The sequence below is a fragment of the Veillonellaceae bacterium genome (assembly GCA_025992895.1).
GTDB lineage: Bacteria > Bacillota > Negativicutes > Veillonellales > Dialisteraceae > Dialister.
Genome location: DAJPGA010000001.1, coordinates 2,046,847 through 2,067,888, shown reverse-complemented (window position 1 = coordinate 2,067,888; position 21,042 = coordinate 2,046,847). Strand labels below are relative to the sequence as shown.

Annotated in this window: 32 protein-coding genes and 2 tRNA genes; 29 read left to right on the top strand and 5 right to left on the bottom strand. The window is 46.2% G+C overall.

Annotated features, from left to right (window positions below; translation table 11 throughout):
• The first annotated feature begins 20 nt into the window (after positions 1 to 20).
• The 10 genes from OIM03_09290 (at position 21) to OIM03_09245 (ending at position 6,997) form a co-directional block, all read left to right on the top strand.
• Entirely contained in the window at positions 21 to 1,007 is a 987-nt protein-coding gene (locus tag OIM03_09290) for a lysophospholipid acyltransferase family protein (protein ID HJI74442.1), read from the top strand.
• On the top strand, positions 1,004 to 1,552 hold the full coding sequence (gene lptC, locus OIM03_09285; GenBank protein HJI74441.1) for an LPS export ABC transporter periplasmic protein LptC: 549 nt from the start codon (positions 1,004 to 1,006) through the stop codon (positions 1,550 to 1,552). The genes OIM03_09290 and lptC overlap by 4 nt, the downstream gene beginning before the upstream one ends.
• Positions 1,549 to 2,388, top strand: a complete 840-nt coding sequence (locus tag OIM03_09280; GenBank protein HJI74440.1) for an organic solvent tolerance protein OstA — start codon at positions 1,549 to 1,551, stop codon at positions 2,386 to 2,388. Before lptC ends, OIM03_09280 begins: the two co-directional genes overlap by 4 nt.
• 16 nt (positions 2,389 to 2,404) lie before the next feature.
• Positions 2,405 to 3,127, top strand: a complete 723-nt coding sequence (gene lptB / locus OIM03_09275; protein HJI74439.1) for an LPS export ABC transporter ATP-binding protein — start codon at positions 2,405 to 2,407, stop codon at positions 3,125 to 3,127.
• 31 nt (positions 3,128 to 3,158) lie between these two features.
• A complete protein-coding gene (locus OIM03_09270; GenBank protein ID HJI74438.1) occupies positions 3,159 to 4,244 on the top strand; it encodes an LptF/LptG family permease in 1,086 nt (361 codons plus the stop codon).
• Between the two features lie 84 nt (positions 4,245 to 4,328).
• Complete coding sequence (locus OIM03_09265; GenBank protein HJI74437.1) at positions 4,329 to 5,525, top strand: DUF3084 domain-containing protein; 1,197 nt, start codon at positions 4,329 to 4,331, stop codon at positions 5,523 to 5,525.
• A 35-nt stretch (positions 5,526 to 5,560) separates the two neighbouring features.
• Positions 5,561 to 5,956 (top strand): ribonuclease H, encoded by a 396-nt coding sequence (locus OIM03_09260; GenBank protein ID HJI74436.1) that lies wholly within the window; start codon positions 5,561 to 5,563, stop codon positions 5,954 to 5,956.
• A 79-nt stretch (positions 5,957 to 6,035) separates the two neighbouring features.
• Positions 6,036 to 6,111 (top strand) — tRNA-Pro (locus OIM03_09255).
• A gap of 4 nt (positions 6,112 to 6,115) precedes the next feature.
• Positions 6,116 to 6,192, top strand: a tRNA-Arg gene (locus OIM03_09250).
• 283 nt (positions 6,193 to 6,475) lie between these two features.
• The gene (locus OIM03_09245) at positions 6,476 to 6,997 is read left to right on the top strand and encodes a hypothetical protein (protein ID HJI74435.1); all 522 of its coding nucleotides are present in this window, start codon (positions 6,476 to 6,478) and stop codon (positions 6,995 to 6,997) included.
• A 998-nt stretch (positions 6,998 to 7,995) separates the two neighbouring features.
• Here the strand turns inward: OIM03_09245 and OIM03_09240 are convergent.
• The 4 genes from OIM03_09240 to OIM03_09225 form a co-directional block, all read right to left on the bottom strand.
• Positions 7,996 to 8,745, bottom strand: a complete 750-nt coding sequence (locus tag OIM03_09240) for a type II toxin-antitoxin system PemK/MazF family toxin (GenBank protein ID HJI74434.1) — start codon at positions 8,743 to 8,745, stop codon at positions 7,996 to 7,998.
• Between the two features lie 21 nt (positions 8,746 to 8,766).
• Entirely contained in the window at positions 8,767 to 8,940 is a 174-nt protein-coding gene (locus tag OIM03_09235; GenBank protein ID HJI74433.1) for a nuclease, read from the bottom strand.
• A 78-nt stretch (positions 8,941 to 9,018) separates the two neighbouring features.
• The gene (locus OIM03_09230; protein ID HJI74432.1) at positions 9,019 to 9,600 is read right to left on the bottom strand and encodes a hypothetical protein; all 582 of its coding nucleotides are present in this window, start codon (positions 9,598 to 9,600) and stop codon (positions 9,019 to 9,021) included.
• A 202-nt stretch (positions 9,601 to 9,802) separates the two neighbouring features.
• Positions 9,803 to 10,459 (bottom strand): helix-turn-helix domain-containing protein, encoded by a 657-nt coding sequence (locus OIM03_09225; GenBank protein HJI74431.1) that lies wholly within the window; start codon positions 10,457 to 10,459, stop codon positions 9,803 to 9,805.
• Positions 10,460 to 10,583: 124 nt separating this feature from the next.
• Here OIM03_09225 and OIM03_09220 point away from each other — a divergent pair, with 124 nt between their 5' ends.
• Both OIM03_09220 and OIM03_09215 read left to right on the top strand, forming a co-directional pair.
• Positions 10,584 to 10,784 carry a helix-turn-helix domain-containing protein gene (locus OIM03_09220; GenBank protein ID HJI74430.1) on the top strand — a complete coding sequence of 67 codons (201 nt, stop codon included), beginning with the start codon at positions 10,584 to 10,586 and terminating at the stop codon, positions 10,782 to 10,784.
• Positions 10,785 to 10,906: 122 nt separating this feature from the next.
• Positions 10,907 to 11,077 (top strand): hypothetical protein, encoded by a 171-nt coding sequence (locus OIM03_09215; GenBank protein HJI74429.1) that lies wholly within the window; start codon positions 10,907 to 10,909, stop codon positions 11,075 to 11,077.
• Here the strand turns inward: OIM03_09215 and OIM03_09210 are convergent.
• The gene (locus tag OIM03_09210; GenBank protein ID HJI74428.1) at positions 11,055 to 11,600 is read right to left on the bottom strand and encodes a DUF2441 domain-containing protein; all 546 of its coding nucleotides are present in this window, start codon (positions 11,598 to 11,600) and stop codon (positions 11,055 to 11,057) included. The two genes, OIM03_09215 and OIM03_09210, sit on opposite strands and share 23 nt — an antisense overlap.
• 69 nt (positions 11,601 to 11,669) lie before the next feature.
• Between OIM03_09210 and OIM03_09205 the strand changes: the two genes are divergently transcribed.
• From OIM03_09205 to OIM03_09125, 17 genes are all read left to right on the top strand, one after another.
• Complete coding sequence (locus OIM03_09205) at positions 11,670 to 12,428, top strand: phage antirepressor KilAC domain-containing protein (GenBank protein ID HJI74427.1); 759 nt, start codon at positions 11,670 to 11,672, stop codon at positions 12,426 to 12,428.
• Between the two features lie 68 nt (positions 12,429 to 12,496).
• Entirely contained in the window at positions 12,497 to 12,760 is a 264-nt protein-coding gene (locus OIM03_09200; GenBank protein ID HJI74426.1) for a LysM peptidoglycan-binding domain-containing protein, read from the top strand.
• Complete coding sequence (locus OIM03_09195; protein ID HJI74425.1) at positions 12,757 to 12,993, top strand: hypothetical protein; 237 nt, start codon at positions 12,757 to 12,759, stop codon at positions 12,991 to 12,993. The genes OIM03_09200 and OIM03_09195 overlap by 4 nt, the downstream gene beginning before the upstream one ends.
• A 51-nt stretch (positions 12,994 to 13,044) precedes the next feature.
• Positions 13,045 to 14,037, top strand: coding sequence for a YqaJ viral recombinase family protein (locus OIM03_09190; protein HJI74424.1), 993 nt, complete (start codon positions 13,045 to 13,047; stop codon positions 14,035 to 14,037).
• Positions 14,034 to 14,318: a hypothetical protein gene (locus OIM03_09185; protein HJI74423.1), complete on the top strand. Its 285-nt coding sequence runs from the start codon at positions 14,034 to 14,036 to the stop codon at positions 14,316 to 14,318. The genes OIM03_09190 and OIM03_09185 overlap by 4 nt, the downstream gene beginning before the upstream one ends.
• A gap of 2 nt (positions 14,319 to 14,320) precedes the next feature.
• Positions 14,321 to 15,178: a recombinase RecT gene (locus tag OIM03_09180; protein ID HJI74422.1), complete on the top strand. Its 858-nt coding sequence runs from the start codon at positions 14,321 to 14,323 to the stop codon at positions 15,176 to 15,178.
• Between the two features lie 14 nt (positions 15,179 to 15,192).
• The gene (locus OIM03_09175; protein HJI74421.1) at positions 15,193 to 15,711 is read left to right on the top strand and encodes a hypothetical protein; all 519 of its coding nucleotides are present in this window, start codon (positions 15,193 to 15,195) and stop codon (positions 15,709 to 15,711) included.
• A 77-nt stretch (positions 15,712 to 15,788) separates the two neighbouring features.
• Complete coding sequence (locus OIM03_09170; GenBank protein ID HJI74420.1) at positions 15,789 to 16,103, top strand: hypothetical protein; 315 nt, start codon at positions 15,789 to 15,791, stop codon at positions 16,101 to 16,103.
• A complete protein-coding gene (locus tag OIM03_09165) occupies positions 16,081 to 16,932 on the top strand; it encodes a phage replisome organizer N-terminal domain-containing protein (GenBank protein ID HJI74419.1) in 852 nt (283 codons plus the stop codon). The genes OIM03_09170 and OIM03_09165 overlap by 23 nt, the downstream gene beginning before the upstream one ends.
• A 19-nt stretch (positions 16,933 to 16,951) precedes the next feature.
• On the top strand, positions 16,952 to 17,779 hold the full coding sequence (locus tag OIM03_09160; GenBank protein HJI74418.1) for a DnaA/Hda family protein: 828 nt from the start codon (positions 16,952 to 16,954) through the stop codon (positions 17,777 to 17,779).
• Entirely contained in the window at positions 17,772 to 17,984 is a 213-nt protein-coding gene (locus OIM03_09155) for a hypothetical protein (protein ID HJI74417.1), read from the top strand. Before OIM03_09160 ends, OIM03_09155 begins: the two co-directional genes overlap by 8 nt.
• A 12-nt stretch (positions 17,985 to 17,996) precedes the next feature.
• The gene (locus OIM03_09150) at positions 17,997 to 18,233 is read left to right on the top strand and encodes a hypothetical protein (GenBank protein HJI74416.1); all 237 of its coding nucleotides are present in this window, start codon (positions 17,997 to 17,999) and stop codon (positions 18,231 to 18,233) included.
• A 12-nt stretch (positions 18,234 to 18,245) separates the two neighbouring features.
• Positions 18,246 to 18,512: a DUF3310 domain-containing protein gene (locus tag OIM03_09145; protein ID HJI74415.1), complete on the top strand. Its 267-nt coding sequence runs from the start codon at positions 18,246 to 18,248 to the stop codon at positions 18,510 to 18,512.
• Between the two features lie 150 nt (positions 18,513 to 18,662).
• Entirely contained in the window at positions 18,663 to 19,100 is a 438-nt protein-coding gene (locus tag OIM03_09140) for a single-stranded DNA-binding protein (GenBank protein HJI74414.1), read from the top strand.
• Positions 19,101 to 19,346: 246 nt separating this feature from the next.
• Positions 19,347 to 19,847: a class I SAM-dependent methyltransferase gene (locus tag OIM03_09135; GenBank protein HJI74413.1), complete on the top strand. Its 501-nt coding sequence runs from the start codon at positions 19,347 to 19,349 to the stop codon at positions 19,845 to 19,847.
• A gap of 9 nt (positions 19,848 to 19,856) precedes the next feature.
• A complete protein-coding gene (locus tag OIM03_09130) occupies positions 19,857 to 20,270 on the top strand; it encodes a RusA family crossover junction endodeoxyribonuclease (protein ID HJI74412.1) in 414 nt (137 codons plus the stop codon).
• Positions 20,271 to 20,337: 67 nt separating this feature from the next.
• Complete coding sequence (locus OIM03_09125) at positions 20,338 to 20,853, top strand: hypothetical protein (protein ID HJI74411.1); 516 nt, start codon at positions 20,338 to 20,340, stop codon at positions 20,851 to 20,853.
• The last annotated feature ends 189 nt before the right edge of the window (positions 20,854 to 21,042 follow it).

Genomic DNA, 21,042 nt, shown 5'->3' with positions numbered 1-21,042 from the left:
TTCCGGAAAGAAGAGAAGCCATGTCATTCGATGTAAGATACAGGATCCTGAAAGGCATCAGCAATATGCTCTGCCGCATGTCATATGACCGGATCCTGTCTATAGGGCGCTTTCTGGGCCCCTGCATTATGAACCGCATAGCCAAACAAAGAAACCGGGGTCTGGAGCAGATCATGACCGGCCTTAAGGTCTCGCGCCCTGAAGCCGAAAAGCTGTTGCAGAAGGTTTATGAAAATATCGGTATGTCCGCCATGGAAATGATGTATATGCCGCGGCTCTGCAAAGAAAAAGCGCATATTGATGATTTCGTGAAGATCGATCATCCCGAGTACCTGGAAGAAGCGTATGCTGAGAAAAAGGGAATCGTCGGCCTTACCGCACATATGGGAAACTGGGAATGGCTTGGCGCAGGCCTTGCCCTTCACGGCTATGACACGTCGGCCATCGGCAAGAAGCAGGCTGATGATGCGCTGATGAGAATTATCAACGATTACCGAGCCATGGCAGGTCAGCACATTTACCTGACCGGCACGGGCGGCTACGAAATGATTGCCGCTGCGCGCTCGATGAAGAAGAACCATATCCTTGGCTTCCTTTCCGATAAGGACGGGAACAAGGTCGGCGTACCGGTTCTTTTCATGAACAAAGTCTTTTCCTTCCCGCAGGGACCGGCCGTCTTTGCCAGAAAGTTCAAGGCGCCGATCATTCCGCTTTTCATCGTAAGAAATGAAAACGGGAAGGGCCACACGATCTGTGTGGGAAAGAAATTCTATTATGAAAATACGGGAGATGAAGAAGGAGATCTTCTCCGGAACTCCCAGAAAATGGCCACGATGATGGAAGATTTCATCAAAGCCCATCCGGCAGACTGGCTCTGGTTCCAGCATCTCTTCTGGACAAGACCGGGTAAGATCAAGATGTACATGGGGCTCAGCGAAGAGGAAAAGAAGCGTTTTGCATCCGGCATCTATGATAACTGGAACGAGACCAAAGGAGGCAAGGAATGAAGAAACACGCCAAGCTCTATATCACGATAGTGGTCATCCTGCTCCTTGCGGTGGGCATCTATGCACTCTTTCGCGGCGACACGAAACGCATGAATGCTGCCGCCGGCTCCGGTAATCCGGCCATGGAATTCGATAATATCGATCTGAAGGAAGACAAGGACGGCAAGCCTGTATGGCGCTTCAAAGCCAAGCATGTCACGATGAGCCAGGATAAGAACATCATCGAGATGACAGGCGTCGACGGGTCTTTCATGAAAGATGACAATGAAATCGATCTGACAGCGGATACGGGCAAAATCGACCGCAAGGCGCAGACCGTTTACGTAGAAGGAAACGTCAAGGGAAAATCAAAGGACGGACTCGTCCTTTACGCAAAGAACCTGACGTATGATGGCAAAACACAGATCCTTTCCACGGATCAATTCTTCACAGCGGAAAAAGACAACCGCGTACTGACAGGTGACAGCTTCACGGGGGACCGGGTGCTGCAGCAGTTAACCGCCAAAGGACATGCGAAGCTCGCAGACAAGGAGGACGCAAAGTGAAAGTGAAAACTTTTTATGCAGCGCTGGCAGTACTGGCCATCGCACTAGGATCTGTCACGACCGCCATGGCCGATGACATCACAGCCGACGTCTTGACATATGACGGCAAGACCAAGGTCGTCACCGCCAAAGGAAGCGTGGTCATCCACGCCAATGAAGGCGCAACGATCACAGCCGCAGACGGCGAATACCATTTCGAAGACAGGAGCGCTTTCCTGGAAGGCGGCGTTCATTATGCCAAAAATCAGGAAACATTGACGGCTGACAAGCTCTTCCTTTATAATGACAAGACCGCAAGAGGCATCGGAAGCGTCTATTATCATGACGACGCTGAAAACAGGACCCTCAAGGGCGACGATGTCATGTACAATTCCGATACAGGATTTGCCAAGATCGAAGGGAACGGCTATCTCGAATCTCCGGATGGAAGCCTTGCCGCTCCGCATATCGAAGGCAACCTGAAGCAGATCAAAGTCGTTGCCACCGGCGGCGTCAATCTGTCGAGCACACTCCATAATGCAACAGGCTACGGCGACCAGGCTGTCTACACCAGAACCGGCAGGAACGGCACTGACGGCCGACTTGTCCTCCAAGGCAATGCATGGGCCGTGCAGAACGGAAACCGCTTCGACGGACCTGAACTCATCCTCATGGATAACGACAAAGTCGTAGAATCGAAGGGCAGAAGCACCATCGTCATAACAAATACAGGGGGCAGCGATAATACAGCAGGCTCCGGAAGCGGACAGGAGAGCGCTCCATCCGGTCCGGTCACTGCCAATACACCGATCGCAGGCCGCCCTGAGTATGCAGGTTCATCCATAGAAACAAAGTAGAAACCAAGGGAAATCAATGAAGATAGAAACACATAATCTGATCAAACGCTACGGCGAAAAAACTGTCGTGAATGATGTCAATGTGGAAGTCGAACAGGGGACGATCGTTGGGCTCTTAGGGCCTAACGGTGCCGGCAAGACGACGACATTCTACATGATCGTCGGCATCATCCAGCCGGATGAAGGGGACGTGACAGTCGGGGACACATCGCTTGTGGGCCTTCCGATTTACAAGCGCCACCAGTTCGGCATCGGCTACCTGCCGCAGGAACAGTCTGTTTTCACGAAGATGACCGTCTGGGAAAACCTGATGTCTCTTCTGGAAACAAGAAAAGACCTGACGCCGGAAGAAAGAACCGCCAAGGCGGAATCTCTTCTGGATGAATTCAATATCGGCCGTGTCCGCGACACAAAGGGCGGAGCACTTTCAGGCGGCGAAAGACGCCGCGTGGAAATCGCGCGCTCCCTGACGATGGATCCTGCCTTCATCCTTCTTGATGAACCGTTTGCAGGCGTTGATCCGCTCGCTGTCGAAGATATCCAGAGCGTCGTCCTCCACCTGAAGACGAAGGGAATCGGCATCCTCATCACGGACCATAACGTCCGCGAAATGCTGCGCATCGTCGACAATGCTTACATCCTGTCGGAAGGACGCATTCTGCTGCACGGAACGGCTGCTGAAATTGCCGTGGATCCGGTAGCAAAGAAGAACTATTTGGGAGAGAATTTCACTTTATGATGAAGAAAGATATAGAAGGAGGGGAATTCCGATGAGAATATTGGACAAATACATATTAAAAGAATTCCTGGCTCCGTTCCTCTTTGGCGTAGCAGCTTTCACAGCAATCTTCCTTGGTGCAGATACCCTTCTGAAAATTGCAAGCTACGTGACAAAGTACGGCGCATCCTCGGAATCCGCGCTGAAGATTTTCATCCTGGCGCTCCCGAGAATTGTCGTCTATACATTCCCGATGGCTGTCCTTTTAGGCGCCCTTATGTGTTTCTCGCGTCTGTCCGGGTCAAGTGAACTGATCGTCATGCGTTCTTCAGGCCAGAGTTTCCTGCGCCTGGCTTCGCCGGTCTTTCTTCTGGCCCTTGTCATCAGCCTCTGCGCCGTCGCATTCAATGAATACGTCGTGCCATGGACAAACAGTGAGTACCAGTACGTACTGAATGTGGAAATCCGAAGGAACCTCAATCCGGGTGTGACTGACCATGTCGTCATCCGCGACGTGCAGGGCGGAAAGATTGTCCACCTCCTTTATGCAAGAAAGTATGATCCGCAGACAAAGCAGCTGGAAAATATCACTGTCCAGGAATTCCAGAATGAAGAAGTCACCCGCGTGGAAAACGCACCGACCGCTGTCTGGAAAGACGGTGTCTGGTACATGACGAACGGCGTCATCTATGATCTCACCGGCGACGGCGTAGACCGCATGATGCACTTCCAGAGCCAGGCCATTCCTTATGCACAGTCTCCGGAAGATATTCCGAAGGAAAACAAGGATCTTGATGAAATGACGATCCGCGAACTCCTTCTGACGAAGAAAGCCTATGCTGCCGCTCATGCTGACACCACAGGCATCACGATGGAAATCTACCGCCGCTTCTCCCTGCCGATGGCAAGCTTTGTCTTCGCTATCGTAGGCGCTCCGCTGGGCGTACAGAAGCAGAGATCTTCCTCTTCTGTCGGATTCGGTATTTCCGTTGTCATTATTTTCCTTTACTATGCGATCATGACATTCCTCGAAGCACTCGGTAAAGGCCATCTCATGCCTGCATTCCTCGCAGTCTGGCTGCCGAATATGATTGCTTTCGTTACAGGGTGCTACCTCATATGGAGGGTTGACCGCTGAATTTCATTTGAGTTATGAGTCCCGGCCCTCCGGGACTTCGCCGTGTCCGGAAACCGGATGATTATATAAGGTAAGGAGGTCACTATGTTCATAGGCATCGCCATCGTTCTTGTCCTGATCAGCATGGGCGGGCTCATCGCTTTTCTCGGAGACAGGATAGGTTCTAAAGTAGGCAAGAAGAGAATGACTCTTTTCGGCCTGCGCCCGAAGTATACCTCGATCATCGTGACCATCATTTCCGGTGCCATTATTTCCTTCTCAACCATTGCCGTCATGGCCGTGGTGAATGAAAATGTCAGGGTCGCTCTTTTCGGCCTGTCCAAACTACAGGCGCAGATGAAGGACCTCAATCAGGAAATCCAGCTGAAGAACAAGGAACTTGAAACAGGCAAGCTCCAGCTCGAGGCAAGGAACAAGGAGTACGAAGACGTGACGAGAAAGTCTGAAGAAACGTCCAAGGAACTTGACCGCGTCGAAAGCCAGAGAGTCTATATGGAAAATGAACTTTCCACCGTGCAGGATGCGTATGATCAGGCGCAGGCCGGCGTTGAAAAGTCTGCTGCTGAAATCAAGAACCTTGAAAAGACAAAGAATGAACTGACAGGAAACATCAATACGCTGACTGAAGAAAAGCAGGAGCTGATCAATAATATTTATGCGCTCCGCGAGGGCCAGGTCATCCTGCGCGCCGGCCAGGTGCTGACCAGTGTCACTGTCGATGAAAACATGACGCATGAACAGACAGAGAAGGTGCTGGACAGCGTTTTGAATGATATCAATACCATGCTCAAGCAGCAGATGAACGTGAAGGACCAGAATGCAGAACTCATCCGCGTCAGCCGTCAGGACTTTGATGCGGCTGTCGACCAGATTGCAGGCTCCAAGACAAAGAAACTCGTACGCATCGTCGCTGCGCAGAACCTTATCTTAGGCGAGCGCCTTGTCGTTGATTTCGATATCCATGACAGCATCATTGTCTTCCATAAGGGCGAAACGATTTATCAGGGCAATCTGGACAAGTATAAGAACATCAGAAATTATGAACTGCAGGTTCTCCGCTTCCTGAAGGATCTCAATGTCTATGCAAGGAGCCAGGGTATCCTTCCTGACCCGATTACAGGCAATGTAGGGGCTCTTGAAGGCCAGGAACTGATGGAAGTCATTCAGAAGGTCAAGGAATATGACGGAAACTGCACGCTTTACGTCACGGCGCGCCGCGATATCTACAGCCAGGGCCCGCTCCTCATTGACGTACGCGTCGAAAGGAATGACGGAAGATGATTTTAGCCGCTGATCCCGGTTCAGAAAAAACAGGAATGGCAGTCGTTGAAGAAGACGGCTCGCTTGTAGAAAAGAAGGTCATCCGCACGAAGGAATTCGAGAAAGAAGCGGAAGACCTTCTTTCAAGCCACCCCGTTTCCGCCTTCATTATGGGAAACGGGACGCATCATAAGGAAATCCAGAAGAGGGCGGACGCTGTCCTTGAAAAGATGGGGCTTTCTTTCCGCACGATCCTTGTCGATGAAAAGTACACGACGGAAATGGGAGAGCAGTGGTACTGGAAAGACCATCCTGCGAAAGGCCTTGCCCGCCTCATTCCTAAAGGCATGCGGACAGTCCCGGTTCCGATCGATGATTATGTGGCCTGGATCATCGGCTGCATTTACCTTGGGAAGGTGAAGGCAGAAGACGTCGGTCACAAGAAAGTATAGTCTTGTTTTTCTTTCTGTAAAAAAGAGAAGAAAAACACTTGACGAAAAGCGCGAGATGTAATAAACTATTGAGGTGTTACGGGGCATAGCGCAGTTGGTAGCGCACCTGCTTTGGGAGCAGGGGGTCGCCAGTTCGAGTCCGGCTGCCCCGACCAATATGGCTCAGTAGCTCAGTTGGATAGAGCAACCGCCTTCTAAGCGGTGGGTCGTGGGTTCGAATCCCTCCTGGGTCACCATTTGATTGAGGTACGAACTCTCCACCTTTACAGGATTCTGTAAGATGGGGAGTTCGTTTTTATAGTTGTACTGAATTTCAATATACCCATCCTGGATAACTACACTGCGGACGATAGAGGAGAGTAAGATGCTCTTGTATCGGTCCGCAGTTTTTATTTTTTGCGAGATGGACCAGAAGAAGAATTCTATGTGCTGCTCCGTAAGCTCTGTAGTGCCTTCCAACAATTTTAGCCGTGTAACTTCTTCTTTTAGCCCTTCTAACCGTTTTTCGTAGTCCTTAATATGATTTATCATGACATCAGAAACAAGGCCGTTCTCGACCGCTTTGATGCAGTTTTTGAGTTTCTTGCTTATGTCGGCTATCTGGGCTTTGAAGGATTGGATTTCCAGCGATTCCTTTTTCTCTTTCTGCATCTTTATGGCTTGTTTGGCAATGGCTTTTATTGCCTCGGGACTGGAAAGAATACGCGTGGTAACTTCACACACAAGATTTTCCAGAATGTCCCGGCGGATACTTTTTGCCTGGCATTTCTTTTTCAGATGAGAGGTACAGGCGTAATAGTAGTAGATGGAACCGCCCTTGGATGTTCCAGAAATACCGACCATTTTACTGCCGCATTGCCCACAGAAAAGTTTGCCTGTGAGATGGAAATCTTCATTGCAGGACCGGATCTTATTCTTTTTCCGGAACTGCAGATGCTTCTGGACTGCTTCAAAGGTCATTTTGTCAATGATGACAGGGAGAGCGTTTTCTTTACGCACATTGCCCCATACGAGAACGCCGGTATAGCGCTCATTCTTTAAAATGGTCCTTAGGGTATTGTAGGAGAAAAGACCGCCGGCAGAGTTGGTATAATGGTGACTGTTCAGTTCGTCAATAATGTATTTCTGATTATGGCCCTCCAAAGCCAGATGGTAGATCTTTCGGACAATCTCAGCCTTTGCTTTGTCGATAATAAGATGGTGATGTTCATCCAGCTTATAACCCAAGGGGACAATGCCGCCGGGCCATTTCCCTTCCAGGGCATTTTCTGTCATGCCGCGCGTTACGTTCTCTGCCAACTCTACGCTGTAGTACTCAGACAACCCTTCAATGACAGATTCCAGCAAAATCCCTGATGGATCATCTGTAATATTCTCCATAGCCGAAACGACACGGACGCCATATTGCTTGAGCTTGTGTTTATACCTGGCACTATCATAACGGTTCCGGGCGAAACGATTTAGTTTATATACCAGGACAATATCAAAGGCCATGGTAGCCGCATCACGAATCATCATCTGGAATTCCGGCCGCTGGTCAGATCTCCCGGTCATGGCGCGGTCTGCATAGGTATGAAGAATTGTGATGTTATTCCGGCGGGCGTAGTCTTCACATACACGAAGCTGTCCTTCAATGGATTCTTCCCGCTGCCGGTCTGATGAATAGCGGGCATATATAACGGCTTTTACTGGTTGTTTATCTGCTTTTGGCATAAAAATAAAGCCCCCTTCTATGGCAATGTGAGGCCGACATGGTATAATATAAAGGTAATCGGCCTCTGGGATTGCCTCCTGTATGGTAGATTATAACCGTAGCCTGGTACTGGTAATACCGGCTGCATCCCCCCTGTCATATTTCGCGGTATGGCAGGGGATTTTTCTATTTATGTTTTACGTATCGACAACATAAAAGGCCTTGCATCGCTAAGGATACAAGGCCTTTCTGATTTAGGTGTGGAGTTTCACCACGATGTCCTAACTTTAGGTGCGGGAAGTCCGCTGTGTTTGTACCCTCATGTTATCTTAATTTGAAAGATCTGTCAAGGTTGGTTTGTGAATAATTCAATGATCTTTTTGTCGATGCTGTCTAAGCTGGCGTTCGATAGTTTTAGGCCATACAGAATGTCGTACTGGTCCGTGGGGTCTAATATGCGCATTTTGCTTACCGTCCTTATTTGATTAACGATTGCAACGCTACCATGCTTCAAGACGGATAACTTATTCTTGGTTTTTAATAATAATTGTGCTTTTAATCCTAAGTCATCCAGTTTAGAAAAGAATTTTTGCTTGTCCTCTTCACTGCTGATATGGTCAACAGCTTCTTTGAGAAGGTTAGTCTCCGATAGAATAGATACTTTTAGTGATTCAAATTTTGTTTGAACTTTAAAATATAGTTCTTCTCCAAGATATACTTCTGACGGTCGTAGCCTTAATGGATCTTTAGATTTTTTCAAAGATGATAATGGGATTATTACCAGATTTGGGTTACGTCGATTGCTATTTTGAAGGACAATTCCATAATGAAGACCGCCCAATTCTGAGCCAAGATTAAAGCCTAAGTTCAGATTTACAATATTTCCTCTTTGAAATTCTGGATAATATTTTGGAGAGAAGGTATCTTCATTTTTGATGTAATTTTTATAATCACGTAACCAATAATACAATAAGGCTGCTTTCTTGTATGTGGATTCACGTGAAGAGAGTTCCGTAAATAATTTTTGAAAATCATTTAATAAGATTTTTACATTAGCATCAAGAGATTGCTTGTTTTTATAATCTTTGAAATCCATGATAATAATCTCCTAGTGATTTTATGGCTTGCAAATCCCACACGGGGTATACCCGGCATCAACGGCCTCTTCTCGGGTATCAAAGTGAACACGGTGATCTGCACGAATTCTTTGCTCTGCCCTGCATCCTTCATAATGGAATTTGTGACTGGAGGTGTTACCGACATAAGCAAAAGCAGTGGATGTAAGCAGCATTAATAGACTGGCCAGCAATAAGGGTTTCTTTAGATTACGCATTTTGAACTATCCTTTCGTAATTCAGCTTAAATAACATCACAGAAAATTAATTGAAGTAACTTTCTTCGAACTAAAGTTAATGGTAACTATAAAAGAATGCCTGACTTTTGCCCCAAATGTGTTCTGAGCATCAACTGTACCAACTACCATTATTTCATCTTTAGAACGTTTTAGTTTCCAGTTATCAAATTCAGCAGTGGCAGGAGCCTTTAATCGTGCGGATACGGCATCTCGAGCGAGACTTTGGAATTCTGCCTGTTCGTTAGGTGTAAGTGTGACAGCAGAGAGATCAAATAATTTTTGGCCGTCAGAATAAATAACTGTACCATCATTATTTTCTACAGAGGCTATAGTACCACCATCTAACCGAAAAAAGACTTCCCCATATTTTTTGTCATTTACATAATACATTTGTTTATCTTTATTTAAAACATGTGTATCATCAAATTCGGTTGTACCAATATCTTTTAATATATTCATTGCGGTAGAAGCCTGTTCTGATGAAATTCCGGTTGTTTCTTGTAATTTGTCTTTTGGAGAACCACAACCGGCAATAGAAGATGCAACCAAAAGCGTCACAAGCATAATCGACAATTTCCTTCTTAAGTTACGAATCATAGAATTACCTCCCAACTCAATGATTTTTCTTTAATTGTATGAAACGATTAGGTATTCCCCGGCAGCCAGCCAGCTCATAGATAGAGGCACCTGGGTGCTCTGCTAGATAGTCATCGTTTAGTAGTAATTCTACAGCGAATTGATTGTCCAACCGCAATTAAGACACCTATTCATAAAAATCATTCTCCTTTTCTTGGATTCCTTAAAATTTAGCCCTTAGCTCAACTACTTTTCCTAAAATCTTGACAGGTAACTTCATAATTTCCTCGTTTGAATAGTAATGGGGTTCATAAACATTGACGTTCGTAGCAATCAGGGTGATACCAGATTCTTGTTTCCGTATACGTTTTACGGTGGCATCGTTACCATTTATCAGAACAATGGCGATGTCTCCACTCTCTACATCATCTTGTTTCTTTACAATAACAACATCTCCTTCCACCATGCGCGGCTCCATTGATGCTCCATGAATTTTTAATGCAAAGAAATCGCCTGTTGCTGCTAGTTCAGGAGTTATTTCCTCATAATCCAAAATCTCTTGTATGGCTTCAATGGGGACACCGGCAGCAACATTGCCTAAAACTGGGATTCGGACGCCTTTGCGATGGGAATTGTTAATCCTAATTGCTTGGTTGGGATCCGTAGATTTCAACAAAGTATCAATATCAAGACCTAAAGCTTCAGCTATGGACTTTACAGTGTCAATTGAGGGAACAATCGGCTTATTAGAACGTGTGTTCTTGCCACGCTCGATAAGAGAGATATAGGCCTTGCTAAGACCACATCTTTTTCCAAATTCTTCCATACTTAAATTGTGTTCTTTTCGATATTTTTTTATTAAATCACCTATTGTTTCCATATAAAACCCCTTCCTTATAATCACATTGTACATTATGATAAACAATTTTTCAAGAAATAAGTTTAGCACTGTTGACAAGATTTGTTTAACATGATAAACTACAACAAAGAAAGGAGATGGTAAAATGGGACTTCCCAATAAGCTCAAGGAAGCTAGAGAAAAGGCAGGATTTACACAAACGGCATTGTCAAAGAAGGCACACGTAGCGCGAACAATTGTGGTGGGAATAGAGAATGGAACCATAGATGTAGTAAGGACTAGTACGCTAACAAAGCTTTCGGATGCTCTTGGTCAGAAAATAAGCTCTATTTTTTTTATCGAATAAGTTCAACTTGTTAAACTAAAGGAGGCATAAGGCATGTACACGCTGATGCGGTACCTAAAAGAGTACGTCGATGCACGCCCGGCAGAGTATTGCCGATGGTTGCAGGAGAGGAGGCTTGGCAAATGACAGAGCTTGAAGCATTGCAAAAAGAAAACGCCGAACTCAAGCGGCAACTTGAAGAACGGCGTATAAATTTGACTACAAATACTTGTAACCACTGTAAAGGAGTAGATCCTGATTCATTAAAGGCAATGGCTCAATCGAATAATTTTACTCGTGTGAGAAGGGTATGACATCTAGTACGTTTATGAATCCTTCGAATGTGCATTCAACATCAACGCTATTATCTGTTACATCACACCCGCTCCAATATCTAAACGCGTTGGCGCGATAGATATCGAACTTTCCGACAACAAGATCTAAATGTTTTTGATTTGCTAAGTGCATTTTTCCAGAACAGCTCAACTTCAAAATTTGGAATGTTTCTTTATTTGCAGATTTTTGTTTAATCCAATATTTTAATCGTTCTTCAGCATTTGTGGAATCAGGAATAAGCCATATGCAACGTTGTCGCGATGGCATTTGAGGAAAGTGCTTTTGTCGTACTTCTTCAAAAATGGTCTCCCTAGCAAATAATAGGTAGTCCTTTAGAATCGCTTCCAACGGTACTTCATCATTGTAATATGCATTGTCATAAAAACGAATGAAGTAGTTCTTCGCGTCGCCAAAGAAATATGTTTCACCTTTTCTCCAAGGTCTTGCGTTTGGCAGTATTTGATGAATGTGGTAAAAAACTTTGTTCTGTGTATATTCCATAGGTTCTCACCTCCTTTCAAGTCTAATTATAACGGATGGGGAGGATTTGAAAAGAAAGAAGGTATAAGTATGAATGAAATTTTGAACATCAACAATGTCCATGGATATCTGGACGAGAAGACCGGCACGGCATATCTGAATGCCGAAGACGTGGCACGAGGATTTGGATTTACACAAGAAAAGAACGGCGTTGAATACGTCAGATGGGAAACCGTAAATGGATATCTTCACGGATTTGGCTTTTCCCAACATGTTGGGAAAACGGATTACCTCCCAGAAAACATGGTCTATCGGCTGGGTTTCAAAGCCAGCAACGAAGTGGCTCAGAGATTCCAGGCAGTGCTTGCCGATGAAGTTCTTCCCGCTATCCGTAAGCACGGAGCGTATATGACGGAAGAAACACTGGAGAAAGCCATTACCAGCCCGGATTTTCTGATTAAGCTGGCAACGAACCTCAAAGAAGAGAAAGAAAAGAGACTGGCAGCGGAACGGCAAATCGAGGCCGACCGGCCGAAGGTCACTTTTGCTAATGCCGTGAACGTCTCTAAAGACGGAATGCTGATTGGAATGCTGGCAAAGCTGCTTCATCAGAATGGCGTAGATATCGGGCAGAAACGGCTCTTCCAGTGGATGCGGGATAAGGGATATTTGATGAAGAACGGCACGGATAAGAACATGCCGACACAGAAAGCAAGAGAACTGGGTTTGTTCAAAGTCAAGGAACGGGCCATTGATAACCCGGATGGCTCTGTCAGGCTGACCCGCACGACGCTTGTTACCGGGAAAGGGCAAGAATATTTCATCAACAAATTCCTGAATGCGAGGTGATAACGATGGAACGAGCTGTACAGATACGGCGCAGACATAAGCAACCGTCTTATAGATGGAGACGGATCGTGATAACGGCAGCGGCCCTTGCAATTGGTGCTATCAGCATTTCTTCCTGCAAGGACATCATCATCAACGAGCCACAATATATTGAGTATCACGCCGTAGTCAGTGAAGGCGAAACGCTCTGGGATATCTGCTCTAAAGTCAATTCTGACCGGGAAGACGTCCGGGATGTAATCCGTCGGGCGGTGAAGGATAACAATATCCCGGATGTAGGTAAGATTCAGCCTGGACAGAAGCTGATTATCCATGTAAAGGAGGTGAAATGATGATTATCATTGCCATATGTAGAGGGGAGAGCACACTAAATGGTTTGGAAGGTTTGGAATATATTTCGGGCGAAGACGGGGAACCGATACAGTTCGATACGGTGAAGCAAGCGAAAGCCTATCTTTGGGACTGTGGTGCAACGGAAGACGAGATGTATGATGCACTGTTCCTTCGCGTGGATAAAGAAAAAAGCCTGCTGAAGGCGGCAACCAACAGCAGGCAGGCGGAATAAGTTTCCCAAACAATTCCGCCTCTATTTTAACAAATTCTGGAGGTAAAAGAAATGGCATATACAAATTGCGATTTAATCTTGTCTGTCAAAGAGGCAGAAGACCATGAAAAATGGCTCAAAACAAGAGATTTAGGAATTGGCGGAAGTGATGCGGCGGTTATCATGGGGCTCAATTCTTACAAAAGCCCGTATGAGTTGTGGATAGAAAAGACCGGGCAGGCAGAACCACCTGATTTATCCGGAAACCAGTTTGTTTACTGGGGCACAAAGAATGAACCAGCTATTGCCGAATGGTTCCAGGAAGAAACAGGGAAAAAGGTGAAGCGGCTTGGCACTTTGCAAAACCGGGAATACCCGTTCATGTTGGCCAACGTAGACAGAACAGTGGTTGGTGAAAATGCCGGCCTTGAAATCAAGACTGCTGGGGTCAGTCAGTACCGGAAATGGAAGGATGATGAAATTCCGGATGCGTATTATTGCCAATGCTTACACTACATGGCAGTGACTGGAGCGGACTACTGGTATATTGCGGTTCTGCTGGGAGGGAATGAGAGTAAATGGAAGCGGATTGAGCGGAACGAAGAAGACATCAAAACGCTCATTGAGGCAGAAAAAGAATTCTGGGATTTAGTGCAGACGAAAACCGCACCGCCAGTTGATGGGTCCCTTTCCTGCTCCCAGGCATTGGCCGCCAGATATGCTGACAGTCGGGATGAAGAAATCATGCTTCCGGAAGAAGCAGATACTCTAATTGCCAGCATCAACAGCGATACGGAAATCATGGATAAGCTCAAAGAACAGATTTCCCTGAACCAGAACCGGCTGAAAGAAATGCTTGGTGATGCGGAAGCGGGCCGCGTCGGATCATTCAAAGTTGCCTGGAAAACCACTCATGGCCGGGAAACATGCCAGCTGTCGAAACTCAAGAAGGCAGCCCCGGACATGTACCAGTCATTAAAAGATAAAGGCTTTATTTCAACTGGCAAAGCAAGCCGCCGGTTTTCCATTAAAGAAGTCAAAGAAAAGGAAGGTGAGAATTCATGATCATCGTTAAAGGAAATGCTGGCTTCTGCGATGCAAATCAGATTGTATCCGCATTTGTAAAGGCAACGGCGTTTCAATCTAAGCCACCAGTTTATTCTGTGCAAGTCGATTTGCAAGGGCTGACGCTACCACATGGTTTCACTTTGGCGAGATATTACAGCAAGGCAGAAGCTCAAGATGCACTTAATCGTTTAGCTTCTTTCCTTGGATATGAGATTGGCAGCATCACCCCAGATAAGATCTTTGACCTCAATCGTGTTGAAAACAAGGAGGATGAATAACCATGAACACTAAAGGCGGATTAACGAAAAGAAATAGTCAGGTGCAGGAAATACAGCAGAAAGATACGTCCCTGAAAGGCCTCATCAAGGCCATGGAACCGGAAATTAAGAAGGCGCTCCCCTCCGTCATTACGCCGGAACGGTTCACCCGTATGGTCTTTACTGCGCTGTCCAGTACCCCTAAATTGCAGCAGTGTACGCCTCAGTCTTTCCTGGGAGCGATGATGCAGGCCGCTCAATTGGGGCTTGAACCCAATACGCCGATCGGGCAGGCCTACCTGATTCCGTACGGCAATGTTTGCCAATTTCAGTTAGGCTACAAGGGCCTTCTTGATTTAGCTTACCGTTCTGGCGAGATTAAAGATATCCAGGCCCATGAGGTTCATGAGAATGATGAATTTGAGTATGAGTTGGGGCTTGAACCGAAGCTCAAACACATTCCGGCAAAGAACAATCGTGGCACTGTCACTATGTACTATGCTGTGTGGCACACCAAAACCGGCGGGTATGGCTTTGAAGTCATGAGCAAGGACGATGTGCTGGAATTCGCCCAGAAGAAGTCAAAGAGCTTCCGCAAAGGCCCGTGGCAGACTGATTTTGATGCGATGGCCAAAAAGACGGTATTGAAACAAGCTCTTAAATATGCACCCATCGCTACGGATTTCGTAAAGGCTGTCGCTACGGACGAAACGGTAAAGTCTCATATCACGGAGAATATGGAAGACGAACCGGATGAAACCCTGACTATTGATGCAGAAGCCGTATCAAGCGGCGACACTGTACCGCAGAATGTAGACCCGGAAACCGGGGAAGTTATCCCACCAAATGAACCGACGGATGAAGAACTTTTTAACGCATAACGGAGGCGGCCACTATGGATAAGAATGAAACTCGAGCAGAAAAAAGGATACGGAAGCCCATAATCATTACAAAAGTAGAACTCGGAAAGCACGGAATTATCAAGATTGATTACGACAAATCTCGTGACGGGATGTATGAATCCTTCCGTATGGAATCTGCGGATAAGGCAGCTCCGGAATTCTACGATGCTTTCCAGTACCTGGCTAGTCATATACAGGCCATTATGTCGCTGGATACTGTCGTGCTAGGACGGATCATCCCGAAAAAAATAATGGTGTCGTACGACGAATTAGACCGCGTGGCCGTAAAGCTGGGATTCAATCTTTTAGTACCAATGTGCAATGACTCTGTACAAATCATAACGCCGCCCCTCAAAGAGACAGATAGGCCTGTATCAGAACTTTCCACGGAACGGCCGGCAGAACTGACTGTACAGACACTGGAAGCCATCCATTTCCTACTGGATGAAACAACGAAATATCTGAACGGTGAAAGAGCACAAGGCAATTTGTTTAAACAGGAAGCCGTATAACGGCTGATATTCCAGGGACCCAACCGGCGGTGGTTATCTGCTGCCGGTTCGCTTCCCGAAAGAAAGGAGCGGCAAACATGGAATATATAAACATGCGTAATGATTTCTTTGATCAAGAATGGATCAAGGCTATAGACGATCATCGGTACAGATCAGCAGTTTCGGTATTTTACATCCATCTTTTTGCAAGACAATGTAAGACAGTATCAGAAGCGAAAGAAGTATATGGGAGGCTGCACACAGAGTTCACATTTGATGAATTAATAAAAACGTTATCAACGGCAAACGTCATCCGAATTGGCAACGATAAAGAATCCTTGGCTATTCTGGATAGCCCTTATATCTTCCTGAGTGAAGAAGGTGAACCGTATGGGACAGATGAAGTGGTTTAAAGTGGCTTCAGATATTTTTGAAGATACAAAAATCAAACTCATAAAGCATATGCCGAATGGTCGAGGAATCGTCCTTATCTGGTTTGAATTGTTGGCACTGGCTGGAAAAGAGTTCACTGATGGGTGTTTCTCTATTACGAATGACATGCCTATTTCAGATGAAATGCTGGCGACGGCTATAGATGAAGATCTGCCAACGGTACGGCTGGCGTTAAATATCTTTGAAAAATTTGGGATGATTGAGATTGTCAATGATACCATAGTGACCATTGCCAACTGGGAGAAATATCAATCGCTGGATGGCTATGAGATTACTAAGAAACAAACAGCAGAACGGATGCGTCGGTATAGGGCTAGAAAGAAACAAAAGTTGTTATCTACAGGGCAAAAGCAAGAATCGGAAACGGATGCAACATTGCCGTTACGTAATAATGCGTCACAGCCGTTACGTAACGCGTTACGTAACGTTACGCAGATAGAAGTAGAAAGAGAAATAGAAAGAGAAATAGAAGAGCGTAGAGAAGAAAATGCACCGACCGCGGACGCGAAAAAACTCTTTACTACGTATCAAGAAAAAATCCATCCTGTTAGCGGCAGCATAGAAGGAGATAGGCTGGTAAGTCTCCTGGATGATTACGGTCTGGATCTTTGCCTGAAAGCGATTGACAGGGCTGTACTCCGAAAGAAGCGGTCTATCCGATACATTTCCGGGATACTGAAGAGCTGGCAGCAGGATGGCTATGATGAGCCGGAAGATAATTCTGACGATGGGCGGTACGTCAAGCGAAGTGAGAATCCGTCAGAAGAGATAAACAACATTCCTTTTTGACAGAATGAGGTGATCAAACATGGAAGCAGCAAGAAAAAGTATTGCGGACGTCATCGGAGATTTTCGTAGGAATGCAAAACATGCAAAACCTTGTCCACCGGAACCAAGTAAGCCCCCGAAGGATGGCATTATCTGCACATACTGTGACAACAGCGGATGGATACCCGTCGAGCGAGAGAATGGAACGATAGCCATGGCTCATTGCCCGGATTGCTGGGAACGGCGTCAGGTTGCCAGGCGGCTGAAACAGTCTGGCATATCTCCCAAAGACTACGAGCGATACACACTGGATTCCTTTGACGGCAATAGAAGCCCCGTTGCCAGGGAAATGAAAGCCCAGGCCGTAAAATATCTGAATGAGCATCAGCCTGGAGGTATTGGCTTTGGACTTTTCGGCAAGTCAGGAATGGGGAAGACACACATCTGCATTGCGGTATGCCAGGAACTGACAAAGCATTTTCATGAGCCGCACTACTACTTCTCTTACCGGGCAGAAATCCCCAAGCTGGTCAAAGCATCCAGAAGCTATAGCACGGATTATGATGTGGCGATGCATAAGTGGAAGACCTGCCAGAATCTGTACATCGATGACCTGTTCAAGCTGTCTGGCAAGGTGCTGAAAGGGAAACTGGTAGACATCGACCGGGAAGAGCTGAAAGTAGTCTTTGACCTGATTAATGCCAGATACTTGAATCACCTAACAACGCTGTTCAGCAGTGAATATCTGGTGAAGGATATCACGGATATAGATGAAGCCCTGGGCAGCCGGATTTACGAAATGGTTTATCCGTATGCAATCAAGGTCGAGGGGAAAAATCAACGATTGAGGGACAGCCGCCATGATTAAAAACGAAGAAGGATACGCCGATCCGACGTATGGCGAAGCATACAAAACAATCCGGCAGGAAGAGAAACGAAAACAGGATGAAGCAGATGCGGCCAGAATGGAAACGGCTATTCACCAGGCAAAAGCTGTTTTCAAAGAAGCCGGCTTTGAAGTCGTCGAACGAATCGTATTGAAAAACATCAGGACAGGCAAGATTTACCGATAAGGAGGATGGATTATGACAAACTATGAAGCGATAAAAGCGATGGACCAACATGAACTGGCAGAATTTCTAGCGAGTTTCATGCCCTGCAGTGATTGTCTGGTATCAGAAGAGCTTTGTGATGCTCAAGACACTTGTACCGAGGCAATTTTGGCCTGGCTAAGCGAAGAATCAGACTGTGATACTACCGTGGAACACTGCAACGGGGGAACTATCCATATCAGCCATGCGAATGTAGTGATTATTGATTGAGGAGGAATTGCAATGAACATGCGCACTGCAGAGTATACAAATCCACCCAGCCCGCCGAAAAACGATGAGATCCATCATCCGGATCATTACACCTGGAAGGGGACTGAGTGCAAGAAAGTGATTGAAATCATGACACACGGGCTTTCTGGTGCAGAAGCCTACTACATGGGGAACATCATCAAATATCTGTACCGGTATCCGAAGAAAGAAACACTGGTAAGTGATCTGATGAAAGCAGAGGAATACATGAAATTCCTTCGTGGACTATTTACGCGGTGAACCTTAAACATGAAACCATGTCCAGAAGCGCGAAATTTGACCGCTGACGGTTTTAATAGCATCTGTACAAGGAAATTTTTATCATTGACAAAAATAAAACGCCTATAAACGGTATTTAAAGCAATTTTAGAAAATTCGGAGGGAAACGATATGAATACAGCGATCATCCTCGGGCGCCTGACTCGTGACCCGGACATCAAGGTATCCAAAAGTGGTATGACCATTGCTCGTTTTACATTGGCCGTCAATCGTGGGTATAAGAAAGACCAAAAGCAGGAAGCTGACTTTATCAGCTGCGTAGCATTCGGCAAAACGGCGGAAGCCATTGGCAACTACGTTTATAAAGGGCAGAGGCTCCTTGTAGAGGGGAGGATACAGACGGGACACTATACCGACAAAAACGGTGAGACAAGATACACCACAGAAATTGCCGTAAATCGCTCTGAGTTCGTCGAGAAGCGTTCTGAAAGCTCTACGCAAGGAAACTATCACGAAGGCAATCAAAACGCGCCTGCGGGCGGATTTGAGCAAATGGGGACGGTCGTAGAAGACCCGCAGTGGATGGAACAGACGGAAATACCATTTTAAGGAGTGGGGTAGCTGCATCATGGGACGAAAAAACAAACGGAGACAGCCGGAACGTAAACTGTGGTTGCATGAATTAGAACAGGAGCTGAATGTAAAGCGGGACGCCTGCTACCGTTGTGCTTACTGTGGAAGGGAACTTCTTTTTATAGGCGTTGCCTTGGTGCTGCTTCTGGCAGCTATAGGATTAGGGATTGAATGGTATGTGTATGATACGGGTCAGCTGAAGGAGCACATGACATTCCTGGAATGGCTGTTGATACAGAAGTAGAAGATTGGAAAGGTGATGAACCCATGAGACGGATTTTAGATGCTTGTTGCGGGTCCAGGATGTTCTGGTTTGATAAACACAACGAAAATGTTGTGTTCATGGATAAACGAAAACTCAACACTACCCTTTGCGATGGTAGAAAACTGGTAGTGTGCCCAGATGTTGTTGGAGACTTCACTGACATCCCTTACAAGGCAAATCGTTTTAACTTGGTAGTATTTGACCCTCCACATCTGATTCATGCAGGAAAAAACAGCTGGCTGGCATTAAAGTACGGAGTAATAGAAGGAGACTGGAAGGAAACAATCCGGAAGGGATTCAATGAGTGCATGCGAGTATTGAAGAAAGATGGCGTGTTGGTTATGAAATGGAGCAGTGACCAGATCAGCACGAAAGACGTGCTTCAGGTATTGCCTGTGCGTCCGCTATTTGGAAATCGAAGAGGAAAAAGCATTTTTCTGGTATTCATGAAGTCTTGAGGTGAGTTGATGGAATTTATAGTTGAGGGAGATCCACAAGGAAAGGCAAGACCACGATTCAGCCATAAAACGGGAACGGTTTACACACCATCCAAAACGGCGAAGTACGAAAAACAGATCAGAAAAGCTTTTGTAGCAGCAGGCGGGGAAGTTATTCCTGCAGATTGCTATGTTGGTGTTACTGTAGATGCTTACTTCAGGGTCCCGAAGTCATACACCAAAGGGAAGCGCCTGGCTTGTCAGCACAACATCAACAGGCCGGCCAAGAAGCCTGATATAGACAACTCGTTAAAAGCTGTGCTGGATGCGCTGAATGGAGTGGCCTACGAAGATGACAAGCAGGTCGTAGAGGTAATCTGCCGGAAGTGGTATTCACAGAGTACCGGCTTTTTGAAAATAAGCGTACGAGAAGTAAAGGCTTGATACGGGCAAGGCGGAGCGTAAAAACTCCAGCCTTGTTTTCCGTGTTTTATAGATGGGAGGAGAAAGAATGCATCATAATGATTATGTGGATGCAGTAAAAGAATATCTGCGGAGGTACCGGGAATTTTCACAATATGTAATCAATGTGAAAACGGATATTACAGAATGTGAGGCGCTGCTTCAGCAGGAGGCGGCACCGGCTGCATCATCACTCTCCCCAACTGGCGGTTGCGGAGGCGGAGAAACTATTAGCCAGGAAGAACGGATCTATATGCAGCGGGAAGCCTTGAAGGAGAAAATCAGGAAGTACCAGGCAGATTTGCAACAGATTGAACCTCTGATAAATAGACTGGACCGGTCCATGACATCCCTGGCATCCATCAATGAGACAGATGCTGTGATAGTGCGGGATAGATATATAGACGGGGCGTCTTGGGAAAGTACGGCACGTCATACCTGCTGCAGTGTTGGCTTCTGCCGCAAGAGGGCGAGAGAAGCTCTGAAGATGCTGACCAGCATGATGTTTGGGCCTGACGCCATCCCGTTTCAAACGTCGCTGGTATTCTTCAAAAAGAATCTGTGATTGTGGATAACTTTTTTGCCGTGACACTTTCGTGACAGATTTGAGCAGAAACATGACTGATTCATGTACGATTTGTGTACAGAAAAAGCAGGAAAGGTGTGCTATACTAATACCATCGAAAACTGAACAGAACGCAGACAGCCACGCATACCAGCGCGGCTTTTTGTTTTGCTGTTTTTGTCTTCGTTA

Coding starts and splice junctions, on each gene's coding strand:
- OIM03_09175 (HJI74421.1), top strand. CDS start 15,193: ATGGATAAGAATGAAACTCGAGCAGAAAAAAGGATACGGAAGCCCATA.
- OIM03_09230 (HJI74432.1), bottom strand. CDS start 9,600: ATGATTCGTAACTTAAGAAGGAAATTGTCGATTATGCTTGTGACGCTT.
- OIM03_09140 (HJI74414.1), top strand. CDS start 18,663: ATGAATACAGCGATCATCCTCGGGCGCCTGACTCGTGACCCGGACATC.
- OIM03_09205 (HJI74427.1), top strand. CDS start 11,670: ATGAATGAAATTTTGAACATCAACAATGTCCATGGATATCTGGACGAG.
- OIM03_09160 (HJI74418.1), top strand. CDS start 16,952: ATGGAAGCAGCAAGAAAAAGTATTGCGGACGTCATCGGAGATTTTCGT.
- OIM03_09240 (HJI74434.1), bottom strand. CDS start 8,745: ATGGATTTCAAAGATTATAAAAACAAGCAATCTCTTGATGCTAATGTA.
- OIM03_09210 (HJI74428.1), bottom strand. CDS start 11,600: ATGGAATATACACAGAACAAAGTTTTTTACCACATTCATCAAATACTG.
- OIM03_09215 (HJI74429.1), top strand. CDS start 10,907: ATGACAGAGCTTGAAGCATTGCAAAAAGAAAACGCCGAACTCAAGCGG.
- OIM03_09245 (HJI74435.1), top strand. CDS start 6,476: ATGATTTATCATGACATCAGAAACAAGGCCGTTCTCGACCGCTTTGAT.
- OIM03_09290 (HJI74442.1), top strand. CDS start 21: ATGTCATTCGATGTAAGATACAGGATCCTGAAAGGCATCAGCAATATG.
- lptB (HJI74439.1), top strand. CDS start 2,405: ATGAAGATAGAAACACATAATCTGATCAAACGCTACGGCGAAAAAACT.
- OIM03_09265 (HJI74437.1), top strand. CDS start 4,329: ATGTTCATAGGCATCGCCATCGTTCTTGTCCTGATCAGCATGGGCGGG.
- OIM03_09145 (HJI74415.1), top strand. CDS start 18,246: ATGAACATGCGCACTGCAGAGTATACAAATCCACCCAGCCCGCCGAAA.
- OIM03_09225 (HJI74431.1), bottom strand. CDS start 10,459: ATGGAAACAATAGGTGATTTAATAAAAAAATATCGAAAAGAACACAAT.
- OIM03_09185 (HJI74423.1), top strand. CDS start 14,034: ATGATCATCGTTAAAGGAAATGCTGGCTTCTGCGATGCAAATCAGATT.
- OIM03_09195 (HJI74425.1), top strand. CDS start 12,757: ATGATGATTATCATTGCCATATGTAGAGGGGAGAGCACACTAAATGGT.
- OIM03_09190 (HJI74424.1), top strand. CDS start 13,045: ATGGCATATACAAATTGCGATTTAATCTTGTCTGTCAAAGAGGCAGAA.
- OIM03_09165 (HJI74419.1), top strand. CDS start 16,081: ATGGGACAGATGAAGTGGTTTAAAGTGGCTTCAGATATTTTTGAAGAT.
- OIM03_09135 (HJI74413.1), top strand. CDS start 19,347: ATGGCTGTTGATACAGAAGTAGAAGATTGGAAAGGTGATGAACCCATG.
- OIM03_09130 (HJI74412.1), top strand. CDS start 19,857: ATGGAATTTATAGTTGAGGGAGATCCACAAGGAAAGGCAAGACCACGA.
- OIM03_09125 (HJI74411.1), top strand. CDS start 20,338: ATGCATCATAATGATTATGTGGATGCAGTAAAAGAATATCTGCGGAGG.
- OIM03_09155 (HJI74417.1), top strand. CDS start 17,772: ATGATTAAAAACGAAGAAGGATACGCCGATCCGACGTATGGCGAAGCA.
- lptC (HJI74441.1), top strand. CDS start 1,004: ATGAAGAAACACGCCAAGCTCTATATCACGATAGTGGTCATCCTGCTC.
- OIM03_09150 (HJI74416.1), top strand. CDS start 17,997: ATGACAAACTATGAAGCGATAAAAGCGATGGACCAACATGAACTGGCA.
- OIM03_09180 (HJI74422.1), top strand. CDS start 14,321: ATGAACACTAAAGGCGGATTAACGAAAAGAAATAGTCAGGTGCAGGAA.
- OIM03_09235 (HJI74433.1), bottom strand. CDS start 8,940: ATGCTGCTTACATCCACTGCTTTTGCTTATGTCGGTAACACCTCCAGT.
- OIM03_09270 (HJI74438.1), top strand. CDS start 3,159: ATGAGAATATTGGACAAATACATATTAAAAGAATTCCTGGCTCCGTTC.
- OIM03_09170 (HJI74420.1), top strand. CDS start 15,789: ATGGAATATATAAACATGCGTAATGATTTCTTTGATCAAGAATGGATC.
- OIM03_09260 (HJI74436.1), top strand. CDS start 5,561: ATGGCAGTCGTTGAAGAAGACGGCTCGCTTGTAGAAAAGAAGGTCATC.
- OIM03_09220 (HJI74430.1), top strand. CDS start 10,584: ATGGGACTTCCCAATAAGCTCAAGGAAGCTAGAGAAAAGGCAGGATTT.